23 protein-coding genes are annotated in these 22,729 nt (G+C 34.7%); all 23 read left to right on the top strand.

Going from position 1 to position 22,729, the window contains the following annotated elements; translation table 11 throughout:
- The first annotated feature begins 7 nt into the window (after positions 1-7).
- The 23 genes from MY533_RS02485 (at position 8) to hpf (ending at position 22,647) form a co-directional block, all read left to right on the top strand.
- Entirely contained in the window at positions 8-568 is a 561-nt protein-coding gene (locus MY533_RS02485; RefSeq protein WP_248717903.1) for a GNAT family N-acetyltransferase, read from the top strand.
- Entirely contained in the window at positions 568-2,214 is a 1,647-nt protein-coding gene (locus MY533_RS02490) for a glycosyltransferase (protein ID WP_248717904.1), read from the top strand. The genes MY533_RS02485 and MY533_RS02490 overlap by 1 nt, the downstream gene beginning before the upstream one ends.
- Complete coding sequence (locus MY533_RS02495; RefSeq protein WP_248717905.1) at positions 2,214-3,389, top strand: glycosyltransferase; 1,176 nt, start codon at positions 2,214-2,216, stop codon at positions 3,387-3,389. The genes MY533_RS02490 and MY533_RS02495 overlap by 1 nt, the downstream gene beginning before the upstream one ends.
- Positions 3,389-3,631 carry an acyl carrier protein gene (locus tag MY533_RS02500; RefSeq protein WP_248717906.1) on the top strand — a complete coding sequence of 81 codons (243 nt, stop codon included), beginning with the start codon at positions 3,389-3,391 and terminating at the stop codon, positions 3,629-3,631. Before MY533_RS02495 ends, MY533_RS02500 begins: the two co-directional genes overlap by 1 nt.
- Positions 3,632-3,643: 12 nt before the next feature.
- A complete protein-coding gene (locus MY533_RS02505; RefSeq protein ID WP_248717907.1) occupies positions 3,644-4,381 on the top strand; it encodes an SDR family NAD(P)-dependent oxidoreductase in 738 nt (245 codons plus the stop codon).
- Positions 4,382-4,412: 31 nt separating this feature from the next.
- A complete protein-coding gene (locus tag MY533_RS02510) occupies positions 4,413-5,744 on the top strand; it encodes an AMP-binding protein (RefSeq protein ID WP_248717908.1) in 1,332 nt (443 codons plus the stop codon).
- Positions 5,741-6,802 (top strand): LuxE/PaaK family acyltransferase, encoded by a 1,062-nt coding sequence (locus MY533_RS02515; RefSeq protein ID WP_248717909.1) that lies wholly within the window; start codon positions 5,741-5,743, stop codon positions 6,800-6,802. The genes MY533_RS02510 and MY533_RS02515 overlap by 4 nt, the downstream gene beginning before the upstream one ends.
- On the top strand, positions 6,799-7,992 hold the full coding sequence (locus MY533_RS02520) for an acyl-CoA reductase (protein WP_248717910.1): 1,194 nt from the start codon (positions 6,799-6,801) through the stop codon (positions 7,990-7,992). The genes MY533_RS02515 and MY533_RS02520 overlap by 4 nt, the downstream gene beginning before the upstream one ends.
- Entirely contained in the window at positions 7,989-8,525 is a 537-nt protein-coding gene (gene pseH, locus MY533_RS02525) for a UDP-4-amino-4,6-dideoxy-N-acetyl-beta-L-altrosamine N-acetyltransferase (protein ID WP_248717911.1), read from the top strand. The genes MY533_RS02520 and pseH overlap by 4 nt, the downstream gene beginning before the upstream one ends.
- A complete protein-coding gene (locus MY533_RS02530; RefSeq protein WP_248717912.1) occupies positions 8,522-9,244 on the top strand; it encodes a glycosyltransferase family protein in 723 nt (240 codons plus the stop codon). Before pseH ends, MY533_RS02530 begins: the two co-directional genes overlap by 4 nt.
- The gene (pseG, locus tag MY533_RS02535; protein ID WP_248717913.1) at positions 9,244-10,212 is read left to right on the top strand and encodes a UDP-2,4-diacetamido-2,4,6-trideoxy-beta-L-altropyranose hydrolase; all 969 of its coding nucleotides are present in this window, start codon (positions 9,244-9,246) and stop codon (positions 10,210-10,212) included. The genes MY533_RS02530 and pseG overlap by 1 nt, the downstream gene beginning before the upstream one ends.
- Positions 10,209-11,255: a pseudaminic acid synthase gene (gene pseI, locus MY533_RS02540; RefSeq protein ID WP_248717914.1), complete on the top strand. Its 1,047-nt coding sequence runs from the start codon at positions 10,209-10,211 to the stop codon at positions 11,253-11,255. The genes pseG and pseI overlap by 4 nt, the downstream gene beginning before the upstream one ends.
- Positions 11,252-12,592, top strand: coding sequence for a DUF4910 domain-containing protein (locus MY533_RS02545; RefSeq protein ID WP_248717915.1), 1,341 nt, complete (start codon positions 11,252-11,254; stop codon positions 12,590-12,592). Before pseI ends, MY533_RS02545 begins: the two co-directional genes overlap by 4 nt.
- A complete protein-coding gene (locus tag MY533_RS02550) occupies positions 12,592-13,398 on the top strand; it encodes a formyltransferase family protein (RefSeq protein ID WP_248717916.1) in 807 nt (268 codons plus the stop codon). Before MY533_RS02545 ends, MY533_RS02550 begins: the two co-directional genes overlap by 1 nt.
- Positions 13,399-13,400: 2 nt before the next feature.
- Entirely contained in the window at positions 13,401-14,543 is a 1,143-nt protein-coding gene (gene pseC, locus MY533_RS02555; protein ID WP_248717917.1) for a UDP-4-amino-4,6-dideoxy-N-acetyl-beta-L-altrosamine transaminase, read from the top strand.
- Between the two features lie 59 nt (positions 14,544-14,602).
- Entirely contained in the window at positions 14,603-15,817 is a 1,215-nt protein-coding gene (locus MY533_RS02560; RefSeq protein WP_248717918.1) for a glucose-6-phosphate isomerase, read from the top strand.
- Positions 15,810-17,507: a phospho-sugar mutase gene (locus tag MY533_RS02565; RefSeq protein ID WP_248717919.1), complete on the top strand. Its 1,698-nt coding sequence runs from the start codon at positions 15,810-15,812 to the stop codon at positions 17,505-17,507. The genes MY533_RS02560 and MY533_RS02565 overlap by 8 nt, the downstream gene beginning before the upstream one ends.
- Positions 17,508-17,695: 188 nt before the next feature.
- A complete protein-coding gene (locus tag MY533_RS02570) occupies positions 17,696-18,082 on the top strand; it encodes a flagellar protein FlaG (protein WP_248717920.1) in 387 nt (128 codons plus the stop codon).
- Between the two features lie 23 nt (positions 18,083-18,105).
- Entirely contained in the window at positions 18,106-20,433 is a 2,328-nt protein-coding gene (gene fliD, locus MY533_RS02575) for a flagellar filament capping protein FliD (protein ID WP_248717921.1), read from the top strand.
- Positions 20,434-20,454: 21 nt separating this feature from the next.
- Complete coding sequence (locus tag MY533_RS02580) at positions 20,455-20,814, top strand: flagellar protein FliT (RefSeq protein WP_248717922.1); 360 nt, start codon at positions 20,455-20,457, stop codon at positions 20,812-20,814.
- Positions 20,815-20,890: 76 nt separating this feature from the next.
- Positions 20,891-21,301: a flagellar export chaperone FliS gene (gene fliS / locus MY533_RS02585; RefSeq protein WP_248717923.1), complete on the top strand. Its 411-nt coding sequence runs from the start codon at positions 20,891-20,893 to the stop codon at positions 21,299-21,301.
- Between the two features lie 267 nt (positions 21,302-21,568).
- On the top strand, positions 21,569-21,952 hold the full coding sequence (locus MY533_RS02590) for a PilZ domain-containing protein (RefSeq protein WP_256469502.1): 384 nt from the start codon (positions 21,569-21,571) through the stop codon (positions 21,950-21,952).
- A 143-nt stretch (positions 21,953-22,095) separates the two neighbouring features.
- Positions 22,096-22,647, top strand: coding sequence for a ribosome hibernation-promoting factor, HPF/YfiA family (gene hpf, locus MY533_RS02595; protein WP_248717924.1), 552 nt, complete (start codon positions 22,096-22,098; stop codon positions 22,645-22,647).
- The last annotated feature ends 82 nt before the right edge of the window (positions 22,648-22,729 follow it).

Consider the following 22,729-nt stretch of genomic DNA (forward strand, 5'->3'; position numbering starts at 1 on the left):
GAATAATTTGAAAAGGATACCTAATATAACTGGGGAAATTGTTGATTTAATACCCTATTGTAGTGACTATGATGAAGATATTATTCGAATAAGAAATTTAAAAGATTCTAAGTATTATTTAAGTCAAAATTTCAATTTAGGAATAAAAGACCAAAAAAAGTGGGCAGCAGAATATTTTCTTAGAGAAAATGATTATTATTGGATAATTATTTGCAAAGAAACCAAACAATTTATAGGAACTACTTCTTTATATGAGTTAAAAAACAATATTATTGAAAAAGGAAGATTAGTTGTAGACTCTGAAGTTTCATTAAGAAAGCCCTATGTATTAGAATCTGAAATACTAATATTAGATTTTGCTTTTAAAGAATTAAATGTAGAGAAAATTATTACTTATAACAAAGAAGATAATTTGAAAATGCAATCTATAAATAAAAGATTGGGATTTGAGAAAACACAATCTGTAGATATTAATGGAAATCACTATTTTGGATTTTTATTATCTAAAGAAAATGTTACCTATACTAAATTGAGAAAAGTTATTAAAATGTGGGGTCGAAGAAAATAGTGAAAAGAATTATATTTTTTTATCCAACTGAAGAAGTAAATGGAGTTGCTAATCAGTTTATTTGGTTAGCAAAATATTTACAGAAAAAAGGATATGATGTTTCGCTAATAGATTCAAAAGAGGGATACATAAAAAATGAACTAATAGCTTCTAATATTGAGGTTATAGAATATAGTTATCCTAATAAAATTTATCTTCACGAAGAATGTATTTTAGTAGCACCTGCTTCTCATATCCATAGAGTTCCGCTAGAATTTGAAATACCTGAAGAAAAAAAAGTAAAACTGATATTTTGGTCACTACACCCACATAATTTAGTTTGGGAATATGGGATTTGGGGATTCATCAAAAGTTTTAAACCTTTTGAAATGAAAGAAATATTAACAAAGATATTTCCTGAAACATTTGAGAATTATACACAATTAATTAATACACTGTATCACCATAATTCATTATATTTTATGGATCAGTCGAATTTTGATTTTCCGAAACAAGTTTACAACATATGCTTAGAGTGCGAAAAATATATTCCAATAGCTGTAAAAAATTCAAGTTATAAAGCCAAAGCCCTTAAAATAGTGGAAATAAAAAATTACGCATGGGTTGGAAGGTTATCGGATGACAAAGTTTACAGTTTAATTAAAGTGTTAAATGATGTTGACCAATATGCTAAAGAAAAAAATAAAGAAATTAACTTTTATATTATAGGCTCTGGGAGCTATGAATTTCTATTAAAGAAGGAACTAGAGTCTAAAAAGTGGAATATAAATATTGTTAATCTTGGGACGTTAAAAAATAATGATTTAAGTCAATTTTTATTTGAAAAAATAGATTTACTTTTTGCAATGGGAACTTCTTGTTTAGAAGCAGCTAAATTAGGCATTCCAACAGTCCTTGTAAATGCATCAAATTCAAGAGTAGAGCTTATGGAATATAAATGGTTATATGAAACAAAAAATTATTCTTTAGGAAGCTTTGTTGAATTGCAGAATAATGTGAAGTATAGTTCGATAGATGAACTAAAACTTGAAAAAATAAAGATCCACAGCGAGAAGTGTTTTGAGTATGTGAATAAATACCATACAATTGGACAAGTTGCGACAATGTTTGAAGAAATCTTCGATAAAGAATTATTTACTCTTAGCGATTTAAGAGTGTTTATAGAACATTCTCCATTAAATTTTAATAATTTTGCATCAAACTTAATTGTAAGAGGCTATTATATGAATGATGCTAATAATCTATACTTGAGTAATATATTAAAGGATATTGAGAAGGAATTTTTAGAGAAAAAGTTAAAAAAATTACTTATTTGGGGTGTTGGCTCGCATTCAAAGGCTTTATTAAAATTCTACGATTTTGCCAACATGGAACTCAAAGGATTTACAGATAGTTCAGATTCTATAGGTGAATTTTTAAATTATCCTAAATACTCAGTAGATGATATTGGAGATTTGGATATTGATGTAATTTTAATTTCTTCATTAACTTATGAAAAGAAAATATATGATAAGTTTTATAAAAAAATGTTAAGTAGAGGGATCATAATGTATCCAATATACAAGGCAAATGAAGGTATAGTTGCAACTGCTATTTGGAATCAAGTTTCAAGTGAAATATATCTTTGTGATGAGGAGGGCCGCTAATGTCTCCTTTAGTATCTTTTGTAATGCCATTCTACAATAATAAAAGAGACCTAAAACAAGCAATTGAAAGTGTTTTAGAATCTGAGTTTTTAGACTATGAGTTGGTGCTAATTGATGATTGTAGCCAAGATGGAAGTTTAGATATTGCAAAATATTATACGGAGAAATTATGTAACGTTAAATTAATTAGAAACCCAAAAAATTTAGGGCCCGCAGGTGCTTTAAAAAAAGGTCTCGAGTCTTCATTAGGAAAAATAATAATTTTTTCAGCAGCAGATGATGTTACCTATCCAAATAGAATAGGTTCAATTCTTAGTATATTTGAAAAATATGAGGATGTAGGAATTACTATTTCTGAAGCAAGAATTATTGATAGTAATAGTAAACCAACAGGTGAATTTTTTAGACTTCCTAAAGAAATCAATGAAGAAAATGCATTTTTATTTCAATTGAAGCGAAATTATTGTTTAGGAGGAACAATGGCAATTAGGAATTGTCCAGAAATCTTTTCTAAAGTTGGTTTTTTAGATTTAATTGATGATTATCAAATAAGCTTAGAGTATCTTTTAGAGGGCTATAAAATATTCCCTTTAAATCAAGTTTTATTAGATTATCGTGTGCATGATGAAAGTGTTAGTTCTAAAAAGCAAGCACTTCACGAGAAAACATTAAAAGTCTTAAAACGATACGACTCTGAATTATTTAAGTCAGAGTTAACTTTACAAAAATATCATATAAATGATATTGGAATAAGCTTAGGGATTTTTGAGCTATTCAGAGAAAATATTAAAGGGGCGCAACGTTATTTTAGCTATGTAGAACCTAATAGTTTAAACGAAGTAGATAAAAAAATTGCTTATTATTTCTATAATGGAGTAATAAAATATAAGTTAGGAAATAGTGATGATGCATTGAATTTTTGGGAGCAAGCGTTAGTTTTGGATCAACAAAATGCCGTTTTATTGAATAATACTGGCGTATTGAGGTTTAAAAAAGATATATCTAAAGCAGAACAGTTAATCTCTAAGGCATGTATTGAGCTACCGAACTATTTAGATGCTAAGAAAAATCTAGAGGTTATTCATAAAAAAGTGGATATTCCATTGATTATTACAAAAAGATTATTATCAAGTAATTTAATAAAAAGGGAAAACTATTTAGAGGAGCAAGAATAATGAAAAATAATGAACAGAGATTAAAAGAAATTTTTGCCGAAGCTTTAGAAGTTGATAAGGAAATTGTTATAAGTAATTTAATATACAACTCTATTCCAGAATGGGATTCTGTTTCTCATATGGCACTAGTAGCTGAAATAGAAGATTCATTTAACATTATGTTAGATACAGATGATGTACTAGATATGAGCTCATTTGCCAAAGCAAAAGAGATTTTATCAAAATATGATATTAAGTTTTAAGCGGGTGACTATATGCTAAAAGATAAAATCATTTTAGTGACAGGTGCTAGCCGTGGTATTGGACAAGCAACAGCTATCACATTAGCCAAAAATGGAGCCAAAGTTATATTGCATGGTCGGACAGAAGAAAGTTTGCAAAAGACTGTTGAATTTATCCGTGATACAAGATGTGAGCCCTATATAGTTCTTTATGATGTGACAGACGAGGAAGGAATAAAACAAGCTATTAAGAAAATTAAACTGCAGTTTGGGCGCCTCGATGGCTTAGTTAATAATGCTGGTGTTATGGATGAAGGGTTACTAGGGATGGTAAAAGCAGAAAAAATTCAAAATATGTTGAATGTTAATGTCACAGCTGTTTTACAACAAATGCAATACGCAGCAAAGTTAATGACAAAAAATGAATCGAGTGCAATCGTCAATATTAGTTCAATTATTGGTATGAACGGTGCTGAAGGGAGCGCGGCGTATTCAGCAAGTAAAGCAGCAGTTGTAGGACTTACAAAATCAGCTGCTAAAGAGTGGGCTCTAAAAAACATTCGTGTCAACGCAGTAGCACCTGGTTTTATTGAAACAGATTTAACAGCTCATTATGATGGTGAACGTAAAGCAAGAGTACTTAATAACATTAAAATGCACCGATTTGGACAGGCAGATGAAGTTGCAAGTGTAATATCATTTTTATTATCGGACTTGTCTTCTTATGTCACTGGACAAGTCATTGGGGTGGACGGAGGCATGGTTATTTAGCCATGCTTTTTTCTTTGAAAGGAGCGAGTATATGAGTTTTTTTTATTTAGAAGGTAATGAATTAGCAATTATTACAGATAAACAAACTTTTGCATATAACGAAATTCCTAAAGTTGAGTTTAAAAGTGAAAAAAAAGAGTTGGTGTTAATTTTATGTCAAAATTCAATTGATATAATATCAGCTTATATATCAGCAATAAATAGTAAACAAGCTGTCATGCTACTAGCTTCAGATATTAATAAAGAATTGCTAGAAAACATAGTAGAGACATATCAACCTAAATGGATTGTCGGATTGGATGATTTTGAAAATTATGAAGCTTCCCAAAATCATTTAGTTAGAATAAAGGAAAAGACTATTCATATTCATCCGGATCTAGCAATCTTACTTAGCACTTCTGGTACTACGGGTAGTCAAAAATTTGTACGACTATCCTATGAAAATATTCGTACTAACGCTGAATCGATTATCGAATATTTACAAATTAATGAAAGCCAACGAGCAATTATGAATTTACCTCTCTCCTATTCATATGGCATGTCAATTGTTAATAGCCATATTTTAGCAGGTGCTTCGATTTTATTGACAGACAAAAGTGTAATGGAAAAGTCGTTTTGGGAGGAAGTTCGTGAGCATAAAGCTACTTCCCTTGCAGGTGTTCCATTTACTTATCAGATGCTACAACGTATTGGTTTTATGAAAATGGATTTACCTTATTTAAAGACGCTGACGCAAGCTGGTGGGCGACTAAATGAAAAATTAGTAAAAGCTTTTGGTGAATATGCACAGCAAAATAATAAGCGGTTTTTTGTCATGTATGGGCAAACCGAGGCATCACCGCGCATGTCTTATATTCCATATGAATATGTACTTACTAAATCAGATTCGATTGGTATAGCCATACCAGGTGGAAACTTGACTATAGATAGTGAGACGAGTGAACTTATCTATACAGGTGCTAATGTAATGATGGGATATGCGGAATGCTTAGAAGATTTATCATTAGGGGATGAATTATCCGGCATACTACACACGGGTGATACGGCAACTGTAGATAATGAGGGATATTTTACTATTACAGGACGAATGAAACGTTTTATTAAGTTATTTGGATTAAGGATTAATTTAGATGATGTAGAGAAGAAGTTAGAGGCAGTCATTCAAGCACCAATAGCATGTACTGGTAACGACGATAAGTTAGTGGTTGTACTTGAAAAAGAAGAACAGATAGACAATGTTAAAGAAAACCTTGAAGGACTGTATAATTTACATCGGTCAGCTTATAAGGTGGTCATATTAGAAATTCCTCGCTTAGCTAATGGTAAGACCGATTATATGAAATTAAAGGAGATTTGTTTATGATTGCCCCATATCATTTGGAACGACAGCAAAAATCAGCGCAGCTATTAGATAAGCTTATTGCACTAACAAAATGGCATATGGACAATTGCCAAGAATATAAGGCAATGATAGAAAAAAGTAATGCTGTACAAAAAATTGCCACTTTAGAAGACTTACCTTACTTACCGGTGCAAGTATTTAAGCTTTTAGAGTTAAAGTCGATTTCACAAGAAAATGTCATAAAAGTACTTACTTCAAGTGGTACAACGGGGCAACAGGTGTCTAAAATCTACTTAGACAAAGATACATCTGTTGCACAAACAAAAACATTGGTTGAAGTGATGAAACCCTTGCTTGGCAGTAAACGTTTACCAATGATTATTTTAGATACCAAATCAGTATTAAAAGACCGAAAATCATTTAGTGCTCGTGGCGCTGGTATATTAGGGTTTTCTAATTTTGGTCGTAAGCATTTTTATGCATTAAATGATGATATGAGTTTGGATATTGAGGGCTTACAAGGTTTTTTGAAGGAGTTTGCAGGGCAAAAAATTTTATTGTTCGGCTTTACGTTTATGATTTGGCAGTATGTCTATAAAGAAGCAATTGCAAGCGACATTAATATTGACTTTGGAGACAGTATTTTAATTCACGGTGGTGGTTGGAAAAAACTGAAGGATGAAGCTGTTGATTCATCTACATTTAATCGCTTACTACATGAGCAGTTAGGCATTCGGGAGGTACATAATTATTACGGAATGGTCGAACAGGTCGGATCTATTTTTATTGAGTGTAGTATGGGAAATCTTCATACGCCTAGCTATGCAGATATTATTATTCGTAATCCTATTACATTTGAGACAGTTCCTTATGGAGAACAAGGGCTTATTCAGGTGTTAAGTGAGCTGCCTAAAAGCTATCCAGGACATTCATTGCTGACAGAAGATTTAGGCACCATTCATGGGGAAGATGATTGCCCTTGTGGTTGGAAAGGGAAATATTTCTCTGTAGCTGGGAGAATTCCAAAGGCTGAGCTCCGGGGCTGTAGTGATACTTTTCAAGGAGGGACTAAGCAATGAATCTATTTTGGCCAGAAAATATTGCATTTGAGTCTGCAATGGAGCAGCTTTCCTTTTATAAACCAAATAGACCTTTTGACCAAGAGGTAGTGGCATTTACACAGGCTCTATCCAAGCGTTTTCTTCGTATAAGAGAATTGCCTGAAATTGTAGCATTAGGTTACTGGCTTCGAAAGGCAAATATCAAGGAAATGCAAGCAGCATTTGAACAAGGGACTGCACAAAAGAAAGTAAGAGCGCGAGGAACTGTATTTCATATTGCGCCCTCGAATGTTGATACAATTTTTGTTTATTCTTGGATGTTGTCGTTGTTAGCAGGCAATCGAAATATCATTCGAATTTCTAGTAAGGAGCAAAAGGGCTTAAATGTGCTATTGCAAATAATTATAGAGGAGTTAACTCGTCCTGAATTTCAAAAAATTGCTATGCAGACGATAATATGTACATATGGACATGAGGAAAATGCAACAGCCGTCTTAAGTTCTGCTTGTCAGACACGTGTCATTTGGGGTGGAGACGTAACGATTTCTGCTATCCGAAATGTACCACTAGCGCCTTTAGCCAATGAACTTACTTTTCCAGATCGATTCTCATTGGCAGTTTTAAATAGTGAGACACTCCCTAAGTTAAACGAAAAAGAAATAGAAAATTTTGTAGAGCAGTTTTATAATGATGTTTTTTGGTTTGATCAAATGGCGTGTTCTTCTCCAAGATTAATCGTTTGGTCTGGAGATAACCAAGAAGCAATCAATAAGTTTTGGACAGTGTTCGAAAAAAAAATTCAGCAAAAGCAATATGAATTAATGGCAGCAACACAAGTGTTGAAATATACCACTAGTCTTGTACTAGCAACTGAAAGTGTTGTAGGTAGTTTGGAAAATGGACTTTATTTTTCACGTGTAAAGCTATCTGATGTGCCAGCAAATGTCCGTGAACGTCATTGTGGCGGCGGATTGTTTTACGAATATACTGTAGAGACATTGGAAGATTTAGCAGGTGTACTAATAGATAAAGATCAAACAATTGCTTATTTTGGTTTTGAACGTAAGGAACTTGAAAATTTAGTGGATTCTATTACAACTAGAGGAATCGATCGCATAGTTCCGATTGGTAAAGCTTTGGAGTTTACGGGAGTATGGGATGGTCAAAGCTTTTTAACATCATTTACAAGGGAAGTAATTATTGTATGAAGTGGAAACAAATCGAAGAACGGCATCTTCAGCAAATTTTAGATTGGCGTACACGAGAAGATATAACTCGCTATATGTATACAGATATTGAATATAGTTTAGAAAATCAAAAGAAATGGTTGAATACCATTCGGGCTGATCAAAATGGTTGTTACTGGTTAATGGAATATAAAGATGACATTATAGGCTTTATTTCAATTACTGATATTGATTGGAGACATAAACGTGGAGCCTGGAATTTTTATATTGGTGATATGAAATATGCAATGCTTGCAGGCTTTTTAGGTGCATACATGTACAATTATGCATTTACAGAGCTTGGTTTAGAAAAGTTAATTGGTGAAGTAATGGATATAAATGTAGGTGTACATAAGCTTCATTTAAAACAGGGGGCGCGTCTTGTTGGGGAATATGAACACCATATATGTAAAAATAATACGTGGCATGATGTTTATGTATTTGAAATGACAAAAGCTCGTTGGCAAGAGGTTGGAAATAAGTTTAAAAAATATATTCCAGAGGTGCAGTCATGAATACAATTGTAATCATCCAAGCAAGAATGGGTTCATCACGTCTACCTGGTAAAATTTTAAAACAGCTTGGGGATGTGGATGTACTTACATATGATATAAAGCGATGTCGAGCAATTCAGGGAGTTAGTGAAGTGATTGTTGCAACAAGTAATTTACCGCAGGACGATGCAATTGCAAAATGGTGTGAAATGAATGAAGTAGCATATTTCCGTGGTTCTGAAGATGATGTACTAGATCGCTATGTGCAATGCGCTAAAATGTATAACCCTGATTATGTTATGCGTGTTACATCAGATTGCCCTTTTGTTGATTATGAAATGGCAAGTGAGATTGTTTCACTAATGGAAAAAGAGCAGAAGGACATTGTTTTAATGAATGGAGAGCTTCCTCGTGGTTTAGCGGTTGAACTTATTTCCTATGAGTCCCTTTTACGAATACACGAAATCGGGATTGAACCACGTCATCGTGAGCATGTCACTTATTATGCATATGAATTCCCTCAAGAATTTAATGCAGTTACATATAATGTGCCAACAAATCGTATGGCTCCTGAGTTGCGTATCACGTTAGATACTGCAGAAGACTATGAGTTGATTTCGGCAGTAGCCAAACATTTTAATAATCCGTTAGTATCAAGTTCAGAGGTTATTAGCTATTTACGAGAAACACCTAATGTCGCTAAATTAAATGCACATATTGAACAAAAGCCGGTGATTTAATGAAAAATGTAATTATCCGTACGGATGCATCTGTAGACATTGGAAGCGGTCATGTTATGCGTTGTTTAACAATTGCTCATAATTTAAAGCTGGAAGGGTGTAGTGTTCGATTTTGGATGGAGCCACATGCTGGCAATTTAATAGATTATGTTGCACAACAAGGCTATGAAACGATTGTAAAGGCTGAACAGGCAGATCTTTATATTATTGATCATTATGGGATTGATATGGAATGGGAACAAAATATTCGTGCTTATACAAAAAAAATAGTGGTGATTGATGATTTGGCAAGAGTACATGATTGTGATTCACTGCTTGATCAAAATGTAGTGCCAAACTTTGAAGACCGTTATGATGAGCTTGTACCAAAGCATTGTATTAAATTATTGGGCCCGAAGTATTTAATTATGCGTGAAGAGTTCATTGAAGCCCGTCATCAAATCCGACAGCGTAATCAAGAGATTCAGCGACTTCTTGTATTTATGGGGGGAACTGATCCAACCAATGAAACGCTAAAAATATTAAATGCACTTGAAGAATTGACATTTGCCCATGTAGATGTTGTTGTAGGCAATGGAAATGTCCATAAAGAAGAAATTGAACAAATTTGTCGTGAACGAAATTACCACTATCATTGCCAAGTCTCTTATATGGCACAACTTATGCGGCAAGCGGATTTTTCTATTGGTGCAGGTGGAAGTTCAATGTGGGAGCGTTGCTATGTTGGACTCCCGTCTTCAAGTACTATAGTTGCTAACAATCAGCTCATTACAACTAACTATGCCGATCAACTTGGAGCAGTCATTAATTTAGGATGGCATGAAGATGTCACAGTAGATACGTATAAACATTTTCTAAATGGATTAGGCGATGTAGATGTGGCGAGACTTGAAAAAATAGGATTACAATTAACAGCCACATCCCAACCAAATGCCTGGTTATCACAAATATTGGAGTTGTTAGCATGATTAAAATTGGACATAAGGAAATTGGTAAGGATGCAAAGCCTTTTATTATTGCAGAAATGTCTGGCAATCATAATCAATCATTAGAAAGAGCTTTACATTTAGTAGATTTAGCAGCTGAAGCCGGTGTGGATGCGTTAAAGCTACAAACATATACACCTGATACCATTACATTGGATGTACACACAGGGGAGTTTTTTATTCAAGATGATGCCAACCTTTGGAAAGGGAATTCCCTATATAATTTGTATAAGGAGGCCTATACCCCTTGGGAATGGCATGAGGCGATTTTTAATCGTGCAAAAGAACATGGCTTACTAGCTTTCAGTTCACCTTTTGACGAAACAGCTGTTGATTTTTTAGAAACTTTGGATGTACCTGCTTATAAGATTGCATCCTTTGAAAATGTGGATATTCCATTAATTAGAAAAGTTGCTCGCACTGGTAAACCAATTATTATTTCGACTGGTATGGCAACAGCAGCAGAGCTTGATGAAGCGGTTCGAGCTGCGAGAGCTGAAGGAAATCATCAAATTGTATTATTAAAATGTACAAGTACATATCCTGCAACACCTGCAAACTCTAATTTAGCCACTATACCTCATATGCGAGAGTTGTTTGGTACTGAAATTGGTTTATCAGACCATACGATGGGTGTTGGTGTATCGCTTGCTGCCGTAACGCTTGGAGCAACTGTTGTTGAAAAACATTTCACTACCTCTCGTGCTGATGGAGGAGTTGATTCTGCATTTTCAATGGAGCCACATGAGTTAAAAATGCTTGTAGAAGAAACTGAACGAGCGTGGCAAAGCTTAGGGCAAATTCAATATGGTCCAACAGAAGCTGAAAAAGACTCAACTAAATTCCGACGTTCATTATATATAGGGGAAGACTTAAAAGCAGGCGACGTTTTAACAGAAGAAAATCTTCGGAATGTTCGACCAGGTTTGGGGCTGCCAACAAAATACTATGATTTAGTACTTGGAAAGACTGTTAAGCAAGATGTGAAAAAGGGAACACCTTTAAGTTGGGAGTTATTATTATGAATGAATTAAAAGAAATGGACGAATTGTTTGACAGACTTTTTCCGATTATGCGTAGTATTACAGGAGAAGGTGTTCGAGAAACCATTCGTATCCTACAAGAATATATTCCACTTGAAATGGAAGGAATTCCAACAGGTACAGAAGTATTTGATTGGGAAATTCCAAAAGAGTGGGTTATCCGAGAAGCTTGGATTAAGGATGAGCATGGTGAGACAATCATTGATATAAAGGATTTAAATTTACATGTTGTAAATTATAGTGAACCTATTGATATGTGGCTTTCTCTAGAGGAATTAAAAAAACATGTACATACGATTCCACATCTACCAGAAGCTGTGCCGTATGTAATTTCCTATTATAAGGAACGTTGGGGTTTTTGCATGAGCCAAAATCAGTTAGATGCTCTTCCAACTGGACAGTACCATGTGTATATTGATAGTGAAAAAATTGATGGTGAGTTAAACTTTGCGCAAGCAATTTTACCTGGGAAATCAAAAAAAGAAGTATTAATTAGTACATATATTTGTCATCCTTCCATGGCTAATAACGAACTAAGTGGACCAATTGTTGCGGCCTTTTTATATAATCGCATTAAACAGTGGGAAAATAGAGAGCTAACTTATCGATTTGTGTTTTTACCTGAAACAATTGGATCTATTGCCTATTTATCAAAATACGGACAACATTTAAAGGAGAATATGTATTCCGGAGCAGTATTAACTTGTTTGGGTGGTAAAGAGCATCAACTTAGTTACAAGAAATCTCGTAATACTAATGCGCCACTTAATAATTTGGTAACATACTTAAGTGCAAGCGGACAACATAGTTATTCAATACGTCCATTTACACCATTGTTTGGTTCAGATGAACGCCAATATTGTTCGCCTGGTTTTAATTTACCAGTAGGGCAGTTCTCTAAAATGATATATGGAGCATACCAAGGCTATCATAATTCTTTAGATACAAAAGAGCATATGACAATAGAAGCTTTATTAGATAGTGTCAATGAAATTGAACAAATTTTACAGCTGCAAGAATTAGATGGCTATTATATTAATAAAAAACCATTTGGTGAACCAAAACTAGGAAAATATGATCTTTATCCTGATATAAACGCTCCTGGGACATGGGGGAGCTCTAGTAGCAAAAAAATAGATAATCGCCAACAATTAAATCAAGTACTAACACTTTTAAGTTATTCTGATGGGAAACATAGATTATCCGATGTAGCTAAAACTTTAAACTATTCACTAGAGGATTATAAAATTTCAATTGATGTATTAAAAGAACATCAATTACTTGAAGGTCCATTTTACGACGAGAAGGAGTTATTTTAGTGAGAGTATTATTACTAACAGGATCACATCCGAGGCATTTATATGTAGTGAATAAACTAGCTGAATTAGGTATAGTAGCTGCTCATGTTATGGAAGTTCGAGAAGCGTTTGTCCCTCAACCATCAGCTAATCTAGAAGAAATCGATCGCTTGAATTTTATTCGACATTTTGCAGATAGAGATGAAGCCGAACAGCGCCATTTTGTAGGACATGAAAAAGTACAACTTGAGATACCAACTTTAAATGTGTCATTGGCACAATTAAATAGTGAGGAAACAATTAAGTGGGTTGCTTCACAATCATTTGATATAGCTATTAGTTATGGGATACATAAGTTATCTGACGAGTTGTTAGATGTTTTACCAAAGCATGCATGGAATATTCATGGTGGACTATCACCTTGGTATAAAGGAAACACAACACTATTTTGGCCATTCTTTATGTTACGACCAAATTGGGCAGGTATGACAGTACACCGATTATCAGCGCGTTTAGATGCAGGAGATATTGTCCATCAATCAGTGCCAAATTTAGATTATGGCGATGAGCTTCATGATGTTGCTTGTAAGGCGGTCGTTCAAGTTGCTAAGGATTTATCTACAATTTTAACTACAACATCTCTTGACCAAGTAGAATATCATCCGCAAAAAGGAAACGGTAAACTTTGGGTAGGTAATGATTGGATGCCACAGCATCTACGTTTTGTTTACAATCAATATAACAATGATCTTGTAGACCAGTTTTTAGACGGCAAAATTCCGAGAATTGATCCTCCTATTATTTCTGCTTTGAGAAATGAGGAATAGATATGAAAAAATTGCCTGAATTTCTTTCCTATGGTCGTCAATCGATTGATGAAGACGACATACAGATTGTTTTAGAAACATTACGCTCACCTTTTTTAACACAAGGGCCAAAAATTCAACAGTTTGAGCAGGCAATTGCCGATTATGTTGGCACTCAATATGCAGTTGCTTTTTGCAATGGAACTGCAGCACTTCACGCAGCCTGTTATGCGGCAGGGATTGGTGTTGGAGATGAAGTTATTACATCACCAATTACTTTCGCAGCCAGTGCTAACTGTGTTAGATATATGGGAGGAAAGGTTGTCTTTGCAGATATTGATGCAAATACTTACAACATTAATCCTGAAGAGATAAGAAAAAAGATTACACCAAATACAAAGGCAATTATCCCAGTTGATTTTACAGGTCAACCAGCTGATATGGATGTCATTATGGATATCGCACGTGAACACAATCTAGTTGTGATTGAAGACGGTGCTCATTCTCTTGGTGCTGAATATAAAGAGAAAAAAGTTGGTACACAGGCAGATATGACAATGTTTAGCTTCCATCCTGTGAAGCCAATTACGACAGCTGAAGGCGGTATTATTGTAACGAATAATGAGGACTATTATCGTAAAGTACAACTATTCCGTAGTCATGGTATTGAACGAACGGACTATTCGGCTGATCAAGGTGGTTGGTATTATGAAATGACTGACCTTGGCTACAATTATCGAATGACTGATTTACAAGCCGCACTTGGTTTATCACAAATGAAAAAAATTGATACGTTTATCCAACAACGTCGTGAAATTGCAGCTTTTTATACGGAGGCATTTCAAGATATAGAAGGAATTATCGTTCCACAGCAGCTAGAGAGAACTAATTCCGGCTGGCATTTGTATATGATTCAGCTTGAGGGAATATCGCGGAAGTTTGTGTTTGAACAAATGAGATCTTTGAATATAGGAGTTCATGTACATTATATTCCTGTCTATTGGCACCCATATTATCAGGAACTGGGTTATGAACGTGGAATATGTCCAATTGCTGAAAAGTGGTATGAAAGAGCTTTAACTTTACCAATTCATCCAAATATGACAGTAGAAGATTTATCAATAATCGTGTCGAATATTAAAGAATTATTAAAACAGCCGAAATAAGTAGTATAATATACAGCTTACTCTAAAAAGAGTAGGCTGTTTTAACAGGAGTTGACGACATGATTAATTTTCAGCCACTAACTGATCTCCCTAAAATGAAAATTTCAGAAAATCCGAGCATGCAGCATTATAATCCTGTTACTATGCAAGAGCTTTTTACGATTCAAAATGTTGCAAATCAAATAAATTCAAGAGCACAGATTTTTCTAGTTATTGGTGTCGGTGGTTCATTTCTTGGTGCACGTGCGGTAATTGATGCTCTAACTCCTTATTTCCATACTAATAATGGTGTCGAAATTTTATATGCTGGAAATAATATGAGTGGTGCGTATTTAAAGCAGCTATTGTCTTATTTAGATACGAAGGACGTTTATGTCAATGTTATTTCAAAGTCTGGTTCAACGATGGAGCCTGCGCTTGCCTTTCGAGTTGTGAAAAAATATATGGAGCGACGATATGGTAAGGAGTCACGTAAAAGAATAATTGTTACTACTGATGCTGAAAAAGGAATCTTAAAGCAAATTGCGAAAAAAGAAGGATATCGCCAATTTACTGTTCCGTCTGAAGTTGGAGGACGTTATTCTGTATTTACGCCAGTAGGTTTATTACCAATTGCAGTTGCAGGTATTGATATAGAAGCTTTTGTTCGTGGAGGAAGACAAGCGGAATTAGATTTTTCTAGTGAAACGAATAGTGCAGTTGATTATGCTTGTAATCGTTATGCATTATATAAACAAGGTTATTCAGTTGAACTGCTTGCCTCGTTTGAGCCAAAACTTAATAAATTGCATGAATGGTGGAAACAGCTATTTGGAGAAAGTGAAGGGAAAGAGCATAAAGGGCTGTATCCTTCAACCGTGAACTATTCGACAGATTTACACGCTATCGGACAGTTTATCCAAGATGGTAGCCGTATAATGTTTGAAACACTTATTCACTTTGATAATATCGAAGAAGATATTGAAATTCCTTTTTCTGCTGAAAATATAGATGGTCTGAATTATTTAGCTGGTCGATCGATGAATGAGGTGAATGCAACATCAAAAGATGGGGTAGCACTTGCACATGAAGAAGGTGGCGTTCCTGTTATTCGTATAGAATTGCCAAAATTAGATGCATATCATGTTGGATATTTAATGATGTTCTTTATGAAAGCGTGTGTTATCAGTGCTAACTTACTTGAGGTAAATCCATTTGATCAGCCTGGTGTAGAAGCATATAAAAAGAAAATGTTAGAGCTGTTAAAGGAAGATGTGGTGAAGGTTCGTGCATAGAGAGTTGTATGAGTTATGGCGACAAAAAGCGAATAGTATGTATCAAGATGAACTGCTAGAAATTGCTAATAATAAACAAGCGATAGAAGATCATTTCTATCAGTTAGTTCCTTTTGGTACGGGTGGAATGCGTGGGAAGTTAGGCGCCGGCACGAATCGTATCAATATTCATACCATTCGTTTAGTAGCTGAAGGATTAGCTCGTCAAATTGAATGTCAGGGAGAAGCGGCGAAAATAAGTGGTGTCGTTATTGCGTATGATACACGACATTTTTCACAGGAGTTTGCTTATGAAACAGCAGGAGTTTTGGCTGCACATGGTATACAAAGCTATGTTTTTAGCGAAAGTCGACCAACTCCTGAATTAAGTTTTGCTATTCGATATTTAGCGGCTTATGCTGGAGTAGTTATTACAGCAAGTCATAATCCTAAAGAATATAATGGTTTTAAAGTATATGGACCAGATGGAGCACAGCTAACACCTCAATTTGCCGATGAAGTCTCTGAACATATGAAAAGTGTAGAAGATATTTTTATAATTCATTCTCTCACAAAAGATGAATTATTTACATCGGGTTATTGCATTGAGATGCTAGAAAAATTAGATGATGCGTATAATGCTGCTATAAAAACACTTGTTCAAGCTAATGGTAAAAAGGATATAAACATAGTCTATACTCCTTTACACGGTGCGGGTCTTGTGCCGACAAAGCGTGCTTTAAAAGAGGCAGGCTTTACAAATGTACATATTGTTAACGAACAAGCTATTCAAGATGGCGATTTTCCAACAGTGTTGTATCCCAATCCTGAAGAAACTCTTGCCTTTAAAATGGGGATTGCTTTAGGGGAGGCAGTTGAAGCTGAATTAATACTAGCTACAGATCCAGATGCTGATCGTCTTGGTGTAGCGATATTTAATGGGGAACATTATCAGCTTCTATCTGGAAACCAGCTTGGAGCTCTGTTGTTAAACTATATACTTTCTACAAAGCAGCGAGTAGGAACTTTACCTTCGAATGGAGTAATGTTAAAAACTATCGTAACCTCAGAGTTAGGGACAGCAATTGCAGATAGTTTTAATATACAAACTATAAATACACTTACAGGTTTTAAATATATTGCAGAAAAAATCGCAGAATACGAAACTACTAATGAGCATTCATTTTTATTTGGCTATGAAGAAAGCTACGGGTATCTAGCGGGGAATTTTGTAAGAGATAAAGATGCAGTACAAATTGCGCTCTTAACTGCAGAAATGGCTTCTTATTATAAAGAACAAAATCTAACACTTTTAGATGTACTGAAATCTCTTTACCAACAACATGGATACTATCAAGAAAAATTGTTGTCATTTACATATGAGGGGATAGAGGGGCAGAAACGAATAGCCAATATTATGGAGCACTTTAGAAACAAAAGATCTATCGAAATAGCTGGAATCAAAGTTAGAGCAATAGAAGATTACAAAGCCGGTTTTACATATCTTGCAAACGGTGAGAAACAAGCATTATCTTTACCAAAAACGGATGTTCTCAAATATAGATTAAAAGATGGTTCATGGATTTGTATTCGACCTTCTGGAACAGAACCAAAATGTAAGATTTACATTGGAGTAAGAAAGGATAGCGAAACAGAAGCATTTGAAACCATAATTGATCTAGAAGAGTATATGCATAAAATGATTAATTAAAAGTTAAAGAAACCTCGAATTCACACGGCACATTGTGTGATTTTGAGGTTTTTTAGTTATAGCTTGTCTAAAAATGAAATGAAGACTTAACAAGTTACTAAGCATTTGTTTAGCAAAAAACGTGAAACTATACAAAATGCTTCCGATATTAATGGTAAGCAATTGAATAGTTTAGGAGGTTGAGTTACATGCGTATTGCATCCCAAGGGCAGTCAAATGATACGATTACTGCACCAACTAATACAAAAGCAATGAATGTACAGGAAAATATAACGCCTAATGTTTCAAAAGTAACAGACTCTCAACTAGTAGTAGAAAAAGCAACTACTGTTGGGGAAGAACAGGAAATTTCAAAAGAAAAACTACAACAAGCTGTAGATGTTGTAAATGAATTTTTGGAAATAAATCATAGTTCCTCAAAATTTGTTTATCATGAAGGCTTGGAGCGCTATTATGTGACGATAGTGAATCGTGATACTGAGGAAGTTGTTAAGGAAATTCCACCAAAAAAATTATTAGATGCTTTCTATGAAATGCAAAAAATGGTAGGAATGATTGTAGACGAGAAAATTTAAACGGAAATTGGGAGGAAATAAACATGGTAATGAGAATGGGCGGATTAGCGTCAGGGATGGATATTGATAGTCTTGTAGAGAAACTGATGCAGGCAGAAAGAGTGCCTTTGGATAAAACTTTTCAAAAAAAGCAAACGTTCGAATGGCAACGTGATGCTTACCGCAATGTAAATAAAACAACCCAGAAATTTAATCAGTTTTTAAAGGATAGTATGCGTTTACAAAGTAGCATGATGAAAAAGACAGCTACATCTTCCAATGAAAGCTTAGCTGCTGTAAAGGCAACAAGTACAGCTAATGGAACGCTTAATATAGAAAGTGTTACACAATTAGCTACATCAACTCAAATGATTGGTAGTCAGACAGGGCATACTGGAACAACAAAATTGTCTGCTTTAGTAGGAGAATCCGTTAAGTCAGTAGAGATTCAAGCTATTGATAAAAATGGTAATTTAGCAGAAAAGCCAATGACAATTACCTTCGACCCAACAAAAGATACAGTGGATGATTTAGTGAAAAAAATCAATCAAAGCAATGCAGGTGTTACAGCACTATTCGAAAATGGACAGTTATCACTAACTGCAAATAATTCTGGTAGTGTAAAAAGCGGTAACGGTGAAATTGTATTTGGACAAGGGAAAGAATTGTTCGATGCATTAGGCATGGATAATGCGACAACAAATTCAGGTAAAAATGCAATCTTTAAAGTAAATGGTATTTCAATGGAGCGTTCATCAAATACTTTTACAATCTCTGGTTTTGAGGTATCACTGAAGTCAACTTTCAATGCTAAATCGGGGGCAGCTGATCGCTTGGCAGCAGCACAAGTAGAATTAGATAATGCAAAGGCTGCACTACCGGGCTTAGAAGCAGAAAGAGACAGTAAGCGTATTGCATATGAAAGCTATCGAGACAATACGTATAAAAATGCATATAAGAATACTTTTGGGGAAAATAATTTAACAGCTGAGCAACAGGAAAAATTTAATAAACTTTCAAATGTAGGGAAGGTTGCGCTCCTAAACTCTGGAGATTTGTCTGACCTACAATCTTTGAACATTGATTACACAGATGCAGATAGTATTAAATCATCTATTAATAATTCCAGCTTAACAGATGAACAAAAAGCAAAATTATTAAGACTATCATCCGATGATTTACAGGCATTGCAAAGCCCGGATGGTGCAGAAATACTTGAACGTGCACATCAAGTTGATTTTGAAAATTCATATAAAACTCTTGATAAGAAATTTTTAAATGACCTAACAACTGATGATATTGCCTTCTTATCCGAAATTAAAGGAAAAACAGGAAGTGAAATTGAACAAATTTTAGCAGGAAAAGATGACGCTATTAAAGATAAATTCGGCAAGATGGATTCAATGGATTTAAATAAATTAGCTGATTTAAGTGGTTCATTAGAAGATTTTCAACAGTTTAGTGCCATTGAGAAAGCAAATAACGAAAACGCAGCTGCATATAAAACAGCTGAAAACAATGCAGTGATGGGTCAAAAACGTCTAGATGAAGCACAGAAATCTTATGATAATGCAAAAGCAGCATCGGATAGCGTGGCAAGTGATACTTCTCCAGCTGTAGCGGCTGTAAATCTTACATCAACGACTGATACCAAAAGTATAAAAGACTCTATTCAAGAGTTTGTTAAAAATTATAATGAGATGGTAGATTCGCTAAATGGTTTATTAAAAGAGAAGAAGTATCGTGACTATCCACCACTAACAAGTGAACAACGTAAAGATATGTCTGAAAACGAACAAAAGCTATGGGATGAAAAAGCAAAAAGTGGTTTATTACGTAGCGATTCCTTAATTCGAGATGGTTTAGCTAAAATCCGTACGCAGTTTATGTCATCGGTAAACGGACTTGGGGACGACACAATAGATTCATTAGCTGAAATTGGCATTACAACATCTGATAAGCTATCGGATGGTGGAAAACTGAAAATTAATGATGCTAAATTGGATGCTGCATTAGCTAAAGACCCTGATCAAGTTGTTCAAATGTTTACTAGCACAGGAAGTGTAACTACGACAACTGATGAAAATGGTAGAAAAGTTACAAAAGATTCACGTGGTATTTCACAACGTTTAACTGCTGAAATTGAAACACTTCAAAAAAATATTGAAAAAAAGGCTGGTAGAGAAGGAGCAACAGATCACACGTATAGTTTAGGTAAGAAAATTGTTGAATCTGATGATCGCATTACTAAATTACAAGCAAAATTAAAAGATATCGAAGCACGTTACTGGAAACAATTTACAGCCATGGAGAAAGCAATCAATAAAGCGAACCAGCAATCAAGTATGTTTATGCAAGGTGCAGGCTTCTAATTAGCAAGGTAGGAGAAAATTATGCAACTAATAGATCAACTATTACAGATATCAGCTAATTTATTTAAGCTTTTAGGTGATATTCCAAATGGTGAAGAGCGTGATAAATATATTGATAATATCAACAGCTTGTTAGACAAGCGTGGGGAAATTATTGAGGATTTGGTTCAAGAAGGCTTTCAATTCGACGAACAGAATCGTATTCATCGAATGTTACTTGAATTAGACAATGGAATAAAGGAACGATTGGCTGCTGTTATGGGCGCCGTGAAACAGGATATGGCAAACCTACAGAAAACGAAAAAAAGTGAAGAGCAATACTTCAATCCATACTCGAATGTTCGTGTGATGGATGGCATGTATTATGATAAAAAGAATTAATATATGCCTATTAGCTTTTCTTCATAAAATGGTTTAAACTAGTAAATAAGTAACCTTTCAAAGGAGTTGTCCTTTATTGGCAGCAAATTTAACAGCACAAAATGCGTACAAACAAAATAGTGTTACCACTGCTTCCCCTGGTGAGCTGACGTTAATGCTTTATAATGGATGTTTGAAGTTTTTGCATAAGTCTAAACTTGCAATCCAAGAAAAGAATGTACAAGAAAAAAATACAAATCTTCAAAAAGCACAGGCGATTATAGCAGAGTTAATGTCTACATTGAATATGGATATTGAAATTTCTAAGCAAATGCTACCTCTCTATGAATATATGAATCATCGTTTAGTAGAGGCAAACATTCAATGCGATGTCGCTATAATTGAAGAAGTTGAAGGATTAGTGACGGAATTCCGTGATACATGGAAGGAAGTTATTCGCATCAATCGACAGCAACAATTCGGTCAGGGAAACACTGGACAAATTTAGACAACATAGAGGCCATCGATTCAAGATGGTCTCTTTTCTTTGGTAGAAAAACGAGACACGGCATTTAAATCATACAAAAGTTAAAGCCTCCGGCGGATACCACGGAAATCGGAATGGAGTTCTGCAATTATGCCGGGGCATAATTGATTTGTTCATAAAATAGGTCTTTATCCTGTATAATATGTTACTTATTTCCTCTAGATGTAAAACATGCATCGTGTCATAATCAAGCTAAATAGATGTTTCGAATAGTATTGGGGTGGGTATATGATATTTAAGCGCCAAGAAGGCTTTCGATTTAAGTTCGATGAGCCTGTTAAAATGACTTTTGCGATATATGAGGATGGAAGGGTGAATCAAGCGCAAACGGCAATGGCTGATTTGCTTGATATTAGTCCACGAGGCTTAAAGATGTTTACTGAAGTGGATTTAGGTGTTAATCCTCCTCCTTTAGATTTACGCTTTGTTCTTGATACTATAGAGGTACAAGCTTATGGTGAAATAATTTGGAGCCGTCCTTTTGGCAAGGGTAAACAATATGGCGTGAATTTTAATGATCAGGAATCGGTTGAAGATTTGATTGTTGAAGAGTTGAAACTGCGCCGAAGAAGAGAAGCTGATGAGGTAAAACTAAATAGCATTCATTTATAAAGTGAAACATTCATCAGCGGAGGCAAATGCTACACATTATTATTGCAGGAAAAATTTTTTTGAAAAAAAGATAATTATTTTAGAGGAATTTCGTACACTTGTGTAGAAGTATAAAGTATAGCAGTTATAAAGGAGGAGTTTACATGTTAAACTTTAACATTCGCGGTGAAAATATTGAGGTAACTCCAGCTATTCGAGAGTATGTTGAGCACAAAGTCGAGAAAGTTGAACGTTATTTTAACGAAGATGTTAACGCCAACGCTAACGTAAATTTAAAGGTTTATAATGACAAGCAAACTAAAGTGGAAGTAACAATTCCAATGAAGAACTTAACTCTTCGTGCAGAAGAGCGTCATAATGATATGTATGCGGCAATTGACTTAATCGTTGATAAATTAGAACGTCAAATCCGTAAGCATAAAACAAAAGTAAACCGTAAATTCCGTGAGCGTGAAGGTACAGGCCTTTATTTTGCTACTTCTCAGGCAGCAGCAGATGCATCAACAGAGGAAGATGAATACTCTATTGTTCGCACAAAGCAATTTGATCTAAAACCGATGGATCAAGAAGAAGCTGTCTTACAAATGAATATGCTAGGGCATGATTTCTATATCTTTACAGATGCAGAATCAAACGGCACAAATATTGTCTACAAACGCAAAGACGGTAAATATGGCTTAATTGAAACAACTTAAACTTTAATATGCACAAGGGCTCTCGCGGAAAGCGGGAGCCTTTTTATTTTCCAAATATCCCCTCAATAGTAGTAGGATGAAT

Origin of the sequence: Lysinibacillus sp. Ag94 (genome assembly GCF_023242215.1) — a bacterium.
Taxonomy (GTDB): domain Bacteria; phylum Bacillota; class Bacilli; order Bacillales_A; family Planococcaceae; genus Lysinibacillus.